Annotated in this window: 10 protein-coding genes; 5 read left to right on the top strand and 5 right to left on the bottom strand. The window is 49.9% G+C overall.

Annotation, left to right across the window (positions count from 1 at the left end; all coding sequences use genetic code 11):
• The first annotated feature begins 4 nt into the window (after nt 1-4).
• The gene (locus LX66_RS03570; RefSeq protein WP_145710513.1) at nt 5-718 is read left to right on the top strand and encodes an SIMPL domain-containing protein; all 714 of its coding nucleotides are present in this window, start codon (nt 5-7) and stop codon (nt 716-718) included.
• 68 nt (nt 719-786) lie between these two features.
• Entirely contained in the window at nt 787-978 is a 192-nt protein-coding gene (locus tag LX66_RS03565; RefSeq protein WP_145710512.1) for a hypothetical protein, read from the top strand.
• A gap of 90 nt (nt 979-1,068) precedes the next feature.
• On the opposite strand, the gene LX66_RS03560 is transcribed toward LX66_RS03565, so the two are convergent.
• From LX66_RS03560 to LX66_RS03550, 3 genes are all read right to left on the bottom strand, one after another.
• Nucleotides 1,069-1,527 carry a hypothetical protein gene (locus LX66_RS03560; protein WP_145710511.1) on the bottom strand — a complete coding sequence of 153 codons (459 nt, stop codon included), beginning with the start codon at nt 1,525-1,527 and terminating at the stop codon, nt 1,069-1,071.
• Nucleotides 1,528-1,840: 313 nt separating this feature from the next.
• Nucleotides 1,841-3,823: a DNA topoisomerase (ATP-hydrolyzing) subunit B gene (gene gyrB, locus LX66_RS03555; protein ID WP_145710510.1), complete on the bottom strand. Its 1,983-nt coding sequence runs from the start codon at nt 3,821-3,823 to the stop codon at nt 1,841-1,843.
• Between the two features lie 126 nt (nt 3,824-3,949).
• Nucleotides 3,950-5,629 (bottom strand): AsmA family protein, encoded by a 1,680-nt coding sequence (locus LX66_RS03550; RefSeq protein WP_145710509.1) that lies wholly within the window; start codon nt 5,627-5,629, stop codon nt 3,950-3,952.
• Nucleotides 5,630-5,810: 181 nt separating this feature from the next.
• Between LX66_RS03550 and LX66_RS03545 the strand changes: the two genes are divergently transcribed.
• Nucleotides 5,811-6,740: a helix-turn-helix domain-containing protein gene (locus tag LX66_RS03545; RefSeq protein ID WP_145710508.1), complete on the top strand. Its 930-nt coding sequence runs from the start codon at nt 5,811-5,813 to the stop codon at nt 6,738-6,740.
• A gap of 439 nt (nt 6,741-7,179) precedes the next feature.
• Here the strand turns inward: LX66_RS03545 and LX66_RS03540 are convergent, their stop codons facing one another.
• Nucleotides 7,180-7,644 carry a PepSY-like domain-containing protein gene (locus LX66_RS03540; protein WP_145710507.1) on the bottom strand — a complete coding sequence of 155 codons (465 nt, stop codon included), beginning with the start codon at nt 7,642-7,644 and terminating at the stop codon, nt 7,180-7,182.
• Nucleotides 7,645-7,918: 274 nt separating this feature from the next.
• Between LX66_RS03540 and ileS the strand changes: the two genes are divergently transcribed.
• Nucleotides 7,919-11,296 (top strand): isoleucine--tRNA ligase, encoded by a 3,378-nt coding sequence (gene ileS / locus LX66_RS03535; protein ID WP_145710506.1) that lies wholly within the window; start codon nt 7,919-7,921, stop codon nt 11,294-11,296.
• Here ileS and LX66_RS28435 read toward each other — a convergent pair.
• Nucleotides 11,276-11,851, bottom strand: a complete 576-nt coding sequence (locus LX66_RS28435; protein WP_244620277.1) for a hypothetical protein — start codon at nt 11,849-11,851, stop codon at nt 11,276-11,278. The genes ileS and LX66_RS28435 overlap by 21 nt on opposite strands.
• On the opposite strand from LX66_RS28435, the gene LX66_RS28430 reads away from it, so the two are divergent.
• A complete protein-coding gene (locus tag LX66_RS28430; RefSeq protein WP_244620276.1) occupies nt 11,829-12,338 on the top strand; it encodes a TraR/DksA family transcriptional regulator in 510 nt (169 codons plus the stop codon). The two genes, LX66_RS28435 and LX66_RS28430, sit on opposite strands and share 23 nt — an antisense overlap.
• Nucleotides 12,339-12,345 lie beyond the last annotated feature (7 nt).

Here is a 12,345-nt window from a genome sequence, read left to right as displayed (position 1 = left end):
AGCGATGAAAAAAGCAACATTATTATTAGCAGGATTATTCTTAGCATGCAGCGCCTGGGCCCAGCAAACGGACAGCAAACCGCCCGTGAAGAAAATAGAAGTGAACGGCTCTGCTGAAATAGAGATCACACCGGACGAGATCTACCTGGACATTGCCTTAAAAGAATACTATAAGAACAAAACTACCAAAGTGGATATCAGCACGCTGGAAAAGCAATTGCAGCAGGCGGTAGCCGATGCCGGTATCCCCAGGGAAAGCCTGACCATTGAGAATGTATACGGCACCAACTATGACTGGTGGTGGCGCAAAAAGAAGAACGACCCCGATTTCCTGGCGCGCAAGAAATACCGGCTGAAGCTGAACAAGCTGGATAAGACCAACATTATACTGGCCGCTGTAGATGAAGAAGGGATTGAAAGCGTGAACATTGCTTCCTATACTCACAGCAAAATGGAGGAATACCGCAAAGAGGCGAAAATAAAGGCTTTGCAGGCCGCCAAGGCCAAAGCGGCTTACCTGCTGGGCGCTATTGACGAACAAATAGCCGGTGTGCTGGAAGTGCAGGAGATCAATACCGACCATTATACCGATGTGCGCCCCTATGTGGCCAACATGCTGGAAATGAAAGCGGCATCCGCTGCGCCTGCCGCTTCCGATATTGATTTCAAGACCATTAAGGTGAGAGCGGAAATAAGGGCCGTGTTTGGCATTAAATAACTATCCAGGTGTGCCACCCCTCAAAGATGTGGCACACCTTTTGTCATATATGGTTAAAACCATATGTTATGCGTAGTCACATGAAAATAGGGAAGCATGCCGTACAATCCGGCGCCGTTTTAACGGGCATCAGCGTAGGTTTAGCCATCGGGGCCGGTATATTGGGATGGATGTGGAAAAAGCGGCACGATGCACAGGGACAGCATAACCTCTTTAATAAGAGAGGCCGCAGGTGGCCGCAGGCGGTACCGGTGAAATAAGATCAGCCATTAGCCATTAGCTCAAAAAAAAGCCCCGCCTGGAAAAGCGGGGCATGCCGATGGAAAAAGATTTCAAAAAAAAACGATGATCTAGTTAATGTTGACTTTAAAAGTCCCGTCCGTTAATGGCTTTTCGTTTTCACCACTTTCTGTTAATGTGCCGCTGAAAGTACCTTCGGCACGTGTACTATTGATGCTGGTAATTTCTACTGTCATATTAGTGCCGAGATAACCGGCGCTGAGCGAGTCCTGTACAGGCATCAGCGACATGGTAGAACCGCTGTAAGTACCCATGGTGAGCGTGGAATCCGGTGAAATGATCATCAGTTGCATGTGCTCCTGGAAATTATTGGTAAGCCCGTCCACTACCAGTACCCGCTGGCCTGCCACTACGGTATCTGTTAAGAAGGCAGTGGTAGCGTGGGAAACATATTCCTTACCATTAAAAGTGAAGGAGAACTGTGTATCCGGTTGAGCATCATCCTTGTCACATGCACTGAAGATCATTGTAGCAACCATTAACATGGCTGCACCACGGATTAATTTCATAGGTATAGGTTTATCTCAGTTGGTATAGGTATAAATACGGCTGCAAGATAGGAAGATTTCTGATAGATTATATAAAAAACCTATAAGTTTTTTTAATAAAATAACGGTTTTTTCTATACTTTTTTGATAATCAGCAAGTCACATAAAAAAACAACCCCGGGAATTTCCCGGGGTTGTTTTTTTATGTGAAATCCCAAAATCCAAATTCCAAATTTCAAACCGGCGACAGTGGCCTAACTATCCGAAACAACATAATGTTATTGGTGGCCTGCCCACATTTTGGGATTTGGGATTTCTATTTTGGAATTTTTTATCACGCATCAATCTTCGCATACTTGGCGTGCGACTCGATGAACTCCCTGCGCGGAGGTACTTCATCCCCCATCAGCATGCTGAATATGCGGTCTGCTTCCGCAGCGCTTTCAATGGTTACCTGTTTCAGGGTGCGGTTGTCAGGATTCAGGGTGGTTTCCCATAGCTGTTCCGCGTTCATCTCACCCAGACCTTTATAACGCTGTATGGTCACACTGTCTTCCTTACCGCCGGCCAGGGTAGCTACGGCTGCTTTACGCTGTTCTTCCGTCCAGGCATAGATCTGTTCCTTCCCTTTTTTCACCAGGTACAGCGGCGGCTGTGCAATGTATACATAACCCTGTTCTACCAGCGCTTTCATGTAGCGGAACACGAAGGTGAGTATCAGCGTGGCAATGTGGCTACCGTCCACGTCGGCATCCGTCATGATGATCAGCTTGTGATACCGCAGCTTGCTCAGGTTCAGCGCCTTGTCATCTTCTTCCGTACCAATGGTCACGCCCAGCGCCGTAAATATGTTCTTGATCTCTTCGTTCTCATAGATCTTGTGCTCCATGGCCTTTTCCACGTTCAGGATCTTACCCCGCAAGGGCAGGATGGCCTGGAAAGCACGGTTGCGGCCCTGTTTGGCAGTACCGCCTGCGGAGTCACCTTCCACCAGGTACAGTTCGCATTTTTCAGGATCATTCTCAGAGCAGTCGGCCAGCTTACCCGGTAAACCGCTGCCGGTCAGCACGCTTTTGCGTTGCACCAGTTGCCGGGCTTTGCGGGCCGCCTCACGGGCCTGCGCCGCCAGCACCACTTTATTGATCACCGTCCTGGCCTCTTTGGGATGCTCTTCCAGGTAGGCGTTCAGCACATCCGCCACCGCGCTGTCCACCACGCCCATTACGTCGGAGTTGCCCAGCTTGGTTTTGGTCTGCCCCTCAAACTGCGGCTCCGGTACCTTCACGCTTACAATGGCGCTCAGCCCTTCGCGGAAGTCATCGCCAGTTACCTCTATTTTGGATTTCTCGAACAGTTTGTTCCGGTCGCCATAGGTTTTGAACACCCGGGTGATGGCGCGGCGGAAACCGGCCACGTGCGTACCGCCTTCTATGGTGTTGATATTATTAACGTAGGAGAAAATGTTCTCGCTGAAAGAGTCGTTGTACTGCAGGGACACTTCCACCGCTACATTGGAAGGGGCGTCGTGCGCTTCTATAAAGATGGGAGCGGGCAGCAGGGAATTACGCCGGCCGTTGCGGTCCAGCATCTGTACAAACTCCATGATACCGCCTTCGCTGTAAAAGGTTTCGCTCAGTACATTGCCCTGCTCGTCCTTTTCGCGTTCGTCCGTCAGGGTGATCCTGATTTTACGGTTCAGGTAAGCCAGTTCACGCAGGCGGCCTGCCAGTATTTCGCGGTTATAGGAGGTTTCCGTGAATATCTCGCCATCCGGCTTGAAATGCGTGGTGGTACCGGTATCGGTGGTAGCGCCTATTTCGCGTACGGCATACTGCGGTACGCCGCGGTGGTATTCCTGTTCAAATATTTTTCCTTCGCGGTGCACGGTTACATGCAGCACGGTGCTCAGCGCGTTTACGCAGCTTACGCCTACGCCGTGCAGACCGCCGGATACTTTATAGGTGTTCTTGTCAAACTTACCCCCTGCGTGCAGCACGGTCATTACTACTTCCAGGGCGGAACGGCCTTCCTTGGTGTTTATACCGGTGGGAATGCCACGGCCGTCGTCCTTTACGCGGATGGAGTTATCTTCGCAAATGGTTACATCAATGTTCTTGCAGTAGCCTGCAAGCGCTTCGTCAATAGAGTTGTCCACTACTTCATACACCAGGTGATGCAACCCTTTAACACCGATATCGCCTATATACATGGCCGGACGCTTACGTACCGCTTCCAGACCTTCCAATACCTGAATGCTGTCCGCATCATACCCGTTATTGGCAGCGGCGGCAGTTATTTGCGCTAATTCTTCGCTCATATCTTGATGTAAAATGCTAATTGATTAAATGTCTCGTGAATTGTGCAAATATACGGAAAATGGGCCTCAATTCCATAAAAAACCGGCTGTTTTTCAGGGGGATGGACAGGGGATATTTTGCACATTTTAAATTGGAAAACCTCCTGAAATCGCAATTTCTTTCACACCGGTGAACAGGGTTTTCCATACCAGGTTGAAGAATGACTTGCGCGGATCGCGGGTAAAATGCGGGTGCGCCACGTGCAGCTTGCCATCGCGGGGATTGCTGTTATTAATGGCAATGGCATTGGCAAACAGGCTCAACAACCCTTTCCGCTTGATCTCCCTGCTGTCGTTGTCTTTTTTGAGGATGCTGATACGTAAATTGTCGTATATCATTTTCACCTCGCCGGAAGCATCCTTTTCATCGCCCTGCATATGAAAGGATACCTCTTTTATATTGGCGGACCGGATATCTACCAGGCCCAGGGGGCGGGTAATGGGCGTCAGCTCCCGCCCGTCCATATCTTTCAGTTGGCCGGACACGGCAAAGCCCCCGCGCGGATGGTCCAGGAAAAAATCGAACCGTGCCTGCAGCTTGCCGCTTTTCATAAATACGCCATCCATATCTGCTATGCAATGGCTGTTTTTGGCGATCATGGCCTTCATATTCGTTATGTTCCGGAACACGCCGTGCACCTGTTTAAAATGCAGGGTGCCAGCTTCCTGCGATTTGGGATTGATCTCCGTGTACGATATATCCACGCGGTTGCCTATCAGGGAGTCCACCATAACGGGCAGGGCCAGCTTTTGCAACAACTGGTGGGGGTATTGCCCTGTTTTTACCTCGCCGGACATGGGCAGGCTGCGGTTATGGTAGATATTAAAGGTACCGCTCCCGATGTCCACTTTCCGGGCCCGGATCTGCTGTTTTTGCAGCAGCGAGTCCGGCTGCAGCTCGTTCACCACAATGGTGTTCAGCTCCACATCAAAACGGTCGCGCTGCACCTTTACCTTTTTATCGAAGTCGGCCGGGCTGTAGCGGGGTTCCGCGCTGAACTGCCCTACACGCAGGGACCGTTCCGCAGCATCGTAGCTCACATCGCGCACGATCATCCAGTACAGGCTGTCCGGGGTGCGGTAACGGTAGTCCCGGAGGTACAACTGGTAATTGCGCGCATACAGGAAGCGGGAGGGATCTTCCATGGCCACGGAATCTATCAGCAGGTCTTTTACGTGTATGCTCAGGTTGTGCAGTTGCCGCACCACCAGCCCGCTGTCCTTTTTTATATAGGTGTATTTCAGGTTGGAGCTGTCCAGCAGCAGGGTGCCGATGTGCAGCGACCTGATACGGGAAGAAAGGTGCTCGTAGGCAGAGCGGTGTTTGGAGGTGTCCACATTCCGGGTATTTTGTTCCAGCACAATGCTGGGGTTTTGCAGCACCAGCGTACCGGCGCTCACCTCTTTCCGGAAAAAATAGCGCCACACCTTGAAGTACCGCAGGGCCACCCGGTCTGCACTGAAGGCGTACAGGAGGGTAGGTGCCTTCCGGGTGGCCTGCAGGCGCTGGTACACGGCGGTGTCCCGCACCAGGCTTACACTGTCCAGGGTAAGGCTGCCGCTGAGTATGTTCAGGTGCACCCCGTCGTAACGCAGCGTGTAGAGGCTGTCGGACATTTCCGTTACATACTCCTTTAACTGGCTCCGCAAAGTGTTGCTCCAGCGCTGGCTCAGGTACAGGGCTACACCGGCCATGATCAGCGCCAGCATACCTATGATAATCAATGTACGTTTGATATATTTCTTCAGGTTAGACGGTTGCTGCATAAACATATTATAACGAAATCCATACCAAATTACTTAATAATGAGGAAGAACAGGTTGTGGATGAGCTGTAGATTTTTTTCTACAACTATCACCTCAGTGTCATAGTTCCGGCGCCGGGGAGATGAGCTGTTTGTTAAATAAAAGTGAATGCCTAATTTTGAGAGGTTTTTAATTACAGTTTTTGAAGGAGCTACAGGATATATTAACAATGGCCATTCCGCAACCGGCAATGAGCGATCAGCTACAACTGGCTGAGGATGATGTTGTTAATGTGCCTGACTGCCTGGATTTTACCCTGCAGCGCTTCACGTATGAGCGGCCGCTGCCGGTGGAGGATGTGGCTATGGTAGTGTACCAGCCTGCCAAAAGAGGCAAGTCCGCCGCCATAGAGCTGCGTTACTGCGTAGCGGGCAACAAATACTGTCAGAACCCTTCCTGTACGGACCGCCTGTGCGCCAAGGGGCATACAGCCGGGAACTGCTCTGACAAGGTTTCTTCCGTAGACCTGATCACCGTGCGCTTTCAGCCGGCCTTTATACAGTCCCTGCAAAAGGGCGCAACCAACAGCACCGCGCTGTTTGAGCTGCAATCCCGTAAGCCCTTTGTGAAGACGATACAACCCTGCACCAAATCCAAAACGGTGCTGGAGCAGATGGTGCATCACAATTATGAAGGGGTGCTGAAACACATTTTCCTGCAAAGCAAGGCGCTGGAATTATTGCTGTTCAGCTCAGACCAGTTCATGCAGAACGATACGGACGAACGCTATGGCTGCCGCTTCCTGACCCATATGGAAGACCGGGAAAAGATAGAAAAGGCCCGGAGCATCCTGCTGGAGCAACTGGATTCCCCCATTACCATCCGCGACCTGGCCCGCCGGGTAGCCATGAATGAGTGTTATCTGAAAAAAGGCTTCAAGGCCATGTACGGCACCACTATTTACGATTACTTCCAGAAGGAGCGTATGGAAAAGGCCAAGAGCCTGTTGTATGAAAAAGGCATGTCTGTATCAGATGTGGCCATCCTGATGGGGTACTCCTGCATCTCCCATTTCTCTACTGCTTTCAAGAAGCACACCGGCTTAAAACCCTGTGAGCTGCTGCTCCGGTAAGGCCTTTAATCATCTGCACATCAGCCGGTTAACACACTCCTTTTTCAATTTTCCCTTTTCGATCATTTCTTTTCCCGATTGCGTAAGCCCCGAAAAAATATTTGCTGTTCCTTTGTATCACGATCGGCAGATATCTATCCCGATTTTATAAGCTTCCTTATCAGATTTGACCAGAGGAGGGAAGCTTACCAGGCAATAAGTGAGTAAAGCCATAAAATATATCATTGCACTACATTCTTCAAACACCATTGAAACTTCATGTGCACGTTGCCGGTAAGTTTTCCGCCTCAAACAAAAAGCCATCGCCCGCGGGTGATGGCTTTTTGTTTAAATAAGCTACATGCTTTCACCTTTCACTAAAAAGAAAAAACCCCGCCCAAAAGAGCAGGGTCTGTCCTATTTATCCCTATACCTATGAAATACGAATTTGAATGTGTAACTATTCTGTAATGGTACCGGCCTCATTTACCAACACCGCCTTGTCTGTACCATTATCCTGAATATTTACTTTATAATAAGCGGCCACATCAGCTCTCTCTATCTTCCATCCATCTTTCACGGTGGCGCCCGGATACTTTGTTTTTAATGTGCTGGCTACTGTTTCCGGTAGCTTTTCAGCGGTATATTCGCTGCGGGTGGCTACCCAGTTGCCGTCGGCCGTATATTCTACGGTGGTCTTCACATCATCCTTTGCAAAAATGGCCACCCAGTTGTCAGCACCGCGCTTACTCCATTTAGCATCTGCTACATCTGCAAAGTGCTGGGCGAATGCATTTTTTACAGGCACCGGCGCAGCGATCGTTTTTGCAGCAGTATGCTTGCTTTTTTTAACAGATTTGTGTTGTGCAAAAGTTATGCCGGAAGTGAACAATGCAGCGCAAAAAAATAACATCAACTTTTTCATATCAGATATGGTTTCTCCGTTTTCTCCGTTGGGTTAAGTTTTCAATACTTCAGGTTTTTCTTCCAGGCTAAAGCTAAAACAGTGCCAAAAAAATCAAAGATATTGATACCGAGCGTAAAAATAGCAAAAAAATTAAAAAAAACACAGGGATCAATACTTTTTACCCTAAATAATTTGAAAGCAAACTACAACGGTGCCAGCCTATTTTCGTAACTTTGCACAATTTTAAATTAATATTCGTCCCTTATTAACGCCAAAAGGCGGAAATTGTTTTATGGCCAGTCAATATCAGGAATATAATCAACTGAATTTACCAGAGATCGGGAAAGATATATTGCAACAATGGGAGGCCCGCAAGGCATTTGAGAAAAGTGTGGAGTTGCGTGAAGGCGCCGCTCCTTTTGTGTTCTATGAAGGCCCCCCCAGCGCCAACGGTTTGCCTGGTATTCACCATGTTATTTCCCGTACCCTGAAGGACCTGGTGTGCCGTTATAAAACAATGCGCGGGTACCAGGTAAAACGCAAGGGCGGCTGGGATACCCATGGCCTGCCGGTAGAGTTGGGGGTGGAAAAAAGCCTGGGCATTACCAAGGAGGACATCGGGAAGAAAATATCCATCGCAGAATATAATGAGACCTGCCGCCGCGAGGTACTGAAGTATAAGGACAAATGGGACGACCTTACCCGCCAGATGGGCTACTGGGTGGACCTGCAGGATCCTTATATCACCTTCCAGAATGAATATATTGAGAGCCTTTGGTGGGGCCTGCAGCAATTATACAAGAAGGGCCTGCTGTACAAGAGCGTGAGCATACAGCCCTATTCCCCCGCAGCCGGCACAGGGCTCAGCTCCCATGAGCTGAACCAGCCCGGAACTTATAAAGATGTAAAAGATACTACCATAGTGGCCATGTTCAGGGCCCTGGAATCCGACCGCTCCAGGTTCCTGTTTGAAGCCGCCGGTACCGACCAGGTGTTTTTCCTGGCCTGGACCACCACCCCCTGGACCCTCCCTTCCAACCTGGGCCTTACTGTAGGCGCCAATATTGAATATGCGCTGGTGCGTACTTTCAACCCCTACACCCATCTGCCCATTTGCGTGATACTGGCCAAAGACCTGGTAGAGCGCCATTTCAAAAAAGAAGGGGAGGACGGCGATTTTGACGCCTATAAGGAAGGAGACAAGATCATTCCCTGGCAGGTACTGGCCGTTTGCAGGGGCAGCCAACTGGAACATATCCGCTATGAGCAATTGCTGCCCTACGCCCGGCCGGAGGAAGGCGACCCCTTCCGCGTGCTGATAGGCGACTTTGTAACGACGGAAGACGGTACCGGTATTGTACACACGGCGCCGGCCTTTGGTGCGGACGATAACCGCGTAGGTAAAAAATATGGTATCGGCATACTGACCCTGGTAGACCGGCAAGGCAAGTTCCTGGATAATGTAGGTGAATTTGCCGGCCGCTATGTAAAGAACTATAAGGATGATCCCGGCTATAAGGATGTGGACGTGGACATTGCCGTGAAGCTGAAAAAAGAGAACCGCGCCTTTAAGGTAGAGAAATACGAGCACACCTATCCCCACTGCTGGCGTACGGACAAACCGGTGCTGTACTATCCGCTGGACGCCTGGTTTATCCGCACCACCGCACTGAAAGACCGTATGGTGGCGCTGAACCAAGCCATTAACTGGAAGCCGGCTGCTACCGGCACCGGCCGCTTTGGCAACTGGCTGGAGAATATGGTGGACTGGAACCTGAGCCGCAGCCGCTACTGGGGCACCCCGCTGCCGGTTTGGCGTACGGAAGATGGAAGTGAGGAGAAATGCATCGGTTCTATTGCGGAATTAAGGAAGGAGTTGCAAAAGTCCTTTGAAGCAGGAGTGATGAAATATGAAGCTGGAAATATGAAGTATGAAGCCGGAAAGGAAGGAGCACAGGATCATACTTCTCTTACTTCATATATCGAACATCTTACTTCCGACCTGCACAAGCCTTACGTGGACGATATTATACTGGTAAGCGACAGCGGCCAGCCCATGCGCAGGGAGCCGGACCTGATAGACGTGTGGTTTGACAGCGGCGCCATGCCCTATGCGCAGTGGCACTACCCCTTTGAGCTGCAGGACGTTTTCAACAAGAATTTCCCTGCAGACTTTATCTGCGAAGGCGTGGACCAGACCCGTGGCTGGTTCTATACCCTGCATGCCCTCGCCGTGATGCTGTTTGACAATGTGGCTTACAAGACCGTGGTGTCCAACGGCCTGGTGCTGGACAAGAACGGCAACAAGATGAGCAAGCGCCTGGGCAACGTGGTAGACCCTTTCAAGACCATTGCAAACTTCGGGGCAGACGCCACCCGCTGGTACCTGGTCACCAATGCATCGCCCTGGGACAGCATGAAGTTTGATATAGAAGGTATCCGGGAAGTACAGCGCAAACTGTTCTCCACCCTTTATAATACCTATAACTTCTTTGCCATGTATGCCAACCTGGACAGTTTCTCTTTCAAGGAGGCATACATTCCGCTGGAGCAGCGGCCTGAAATAGACCGCTGGATCATCTCCCTGCTCAATACGCTGGTAAAAGACGTGACCGCTTATTTTGACGACTATGAGCCTACCCAGGCCGGCCGTGCCATACAGGAGTTTGTAGACGAGCACCTGAGCAACTGGTACGTGCGCCTGTGCCGTCGCCGGTTCTGGAAAGGGGAGTATGAGCAGGACAAGATATCCGCCTACCAGACCTTATATGAGTGCCTGGAAAAGATTGCCCAGATGATGGCGCCGGTATCGCCCTTTTTTGCGGACTGGCTGTTTGGCAACCTGAACCAGGTAAGCCGCCGCCAGGCTGTAGACACTGTACACCATACAGATTTCCCTGCAGCAGTGTCCGCCGCAATAGACAGCGAGCTGGAGGAAAGGATGCAACTGGCCCAGGATATCTCTTCCCTGGTACTGTCGCTCCGCAAGAAGGTGAATATTAAGGTAAGGCAGCCCCTGCAGAAAATATTGATACCTGTACTGAATCCTCATATGCGCGGGCAGATAGAAAAAGTGGAACACCTGATAAAAAGTGAGGTAAATGTGAAAGGTATTGAGTACCTTACAGAAACGGAAGGCTTTATCAAGAAAAAGATCAAGCCTAACTACAAGGCGCTGGGTAGCAAGATGGGAGCAAAAATGAAGGCGGTGGCCGCAGCCATATCCGCTTTCACAGATGCAGATATAGCCGCACTGGAGCGCGAAGGATCTCATAACCTGCTGATAGACAATGAGCAGCTAACTATACAGCTCTCAGATGTAGAGATCATTTCCGAAGATATTCCGGGTTGGACCGTAGCAAATAAAGGCTCGCTTACCGTAGCCCTGGATATTACCATTACACCTCAGTTGCAGGACGAAGGAAACGCCAGGGAACTGGTGAACCGCATACAAAAGATCCGGAAGGATAGCGGTTTTGAGCTAACGGACAGGATTATGGTAAAAGTGGCAGCGGCAGATACCCTCAGGTCGGCGATAATTAACTATAATGACTATATTTGCACGGAAATTTTGGCAGACAGCTTGGAATTAGTGCCGCAATTACAGGATGGTACTGAAATAGAGGTTAATGACCTTAAATTTAATGTATTAGTTAACAAAAAAAGCTAGTCCCATGGCAACAAAGAAGAAGGTTGCTAGCAAAAAAACCCAAAAGGCAGCGCCTGTTAAAAAGAAGGTGGCAGCAACTAAGAAAGTGGCTACTGCAAAGAAGGCTGCTGCCAGGCCCGCCCCTGCAAAAAAGGCAGCGCCGGCCGCCAAGAAAGCAACTGTTAAAAAGGCAGCACCTCCCAAACTGAAGAAACCCGCTGCCAAAAAAGCCGTGGTTAAAAAAACAACAGTTACCAAAGCGGCTCCTTCCAAAAAAGCGACCGCTGCTAAAGCACCTTCGACCCCGGCCAAAAAACAGCTTGTGAAGAAAACTACGGCGCAGCCTGTAAAGACTGTGGCTAAAAAAGCGCCTGCTGTGAAGCAGAAAGCGGTGGCCAAAAGCGTTACCGCCGGGAAAAAAGTAGTAAAACCATTGATTTCAAAGCCAGAAGAAAAAGAAGTTATAATGCCAGTAAAGAAATCAGATAAGGAAAAGGAATCCGGTAAAAAAGCAGCAGCGGAGAAAGCGGAAAAGCCTGTCAAGACCGAAAAGGTGGAAAAGACGCCCGCTTCCAAAGCTGAAAAAACGGATAAACCCGGAAATAAGAACGCTAAGCCCGGCACATTGGTATCTTACCAGCCGGAGTTTACCAAATCCGTGCTGGACCAGCCGGATCAGCCCTCCGGTCCTGTGTATCGATACAGTGATAGCGACCTCCAGGAGTTCAGGGAGCTGATCATGAAGAAGCTGGAAGCTGCTAAAAAAGAGCTCGTATATCTCCAGGGCCTCATTACCCGTAAAGATGAAGCCGGTACGGATGATACCGAGAATAAATATATGAGCATGGAAGACGGCAGCGGCTCACAGGAAAGAGAACAGTTGAACCAGATGGCCAGCCGCCAGATACAGTTCATTGATCACCTGGAAAAAGCCCTGGTGCGTATCGAGAACAAGACCTACGGTATTTGCCGCGTTACCGGCAAGCTCATAGACAAGGCCCGCCTCCGCGCAGTGCCGCATGCTACCCTGAGCATTGAGGCAAAATTGGCTAAGAGCAAGTAGAAAATAA

Origin of the sequence: Chitinophaga japonensis (assembly GCF_007830125.1) — a bacterium.
Lineage (GTDB): Bacteria > Bacteroidota > Bacteroidia > Chitinophagales > Chitinophagaceae > Chitinophaga > Chitinophaga japonensis.
The sequence above is the reverse complement of the archived record's forward strand: the minus strand, read 5'-3'. Positions and strand labels throughout refer to the sequence as shown.

Coding starts and splice junctions, on each gene's coding strand:
- LX66_RS03540 (WP_145710507.1), bottom strand. CDS start 7,644: ATGAAAAAGTTGATGTTATTTTTTTGCGCTGCATTGTTCACTTCCGGC.
- LX66_RS03570 (WP_145710513.1), top strand. CDS start 5: ATGAAAAAAGCAACATTATTATTAGCAGGATTATTCTTAGCATGCAGC.
- LX66_RS03560 (WP_145710511.1), bottom strand. CDS start 1,527: ATGAAATTAATCCGTGGTGCAGCCATGTTAATGGTTGCTACAATGATC.
- LX66_RS03565 (WP_145710512.1), top strand. CDS start 787: ATGCGTAGTCACATGAAAATAGGGAAGCATGCCGTACAATCCGGCGCC.
- ileS (WP_145710506.1), top strand. CDS start 7,919: ATGGCCAGTCAATATCAGGAATATAATCAACTGAATTTACCAGAGATC.
- LX66_RS03550 (WP_145710509.1), bottom strand. CDS start 5,629: ATGCAGCAACCGTCTAACCTGAAGAAATATATCAAACGTACATTGATT.
- gyrB (WP_145710510.1), bottom strand. CDS start 3,823: ATGAGCGAAGAATTAGCGCAAATAACTGCCGCCGCTGCCAATAACGGG.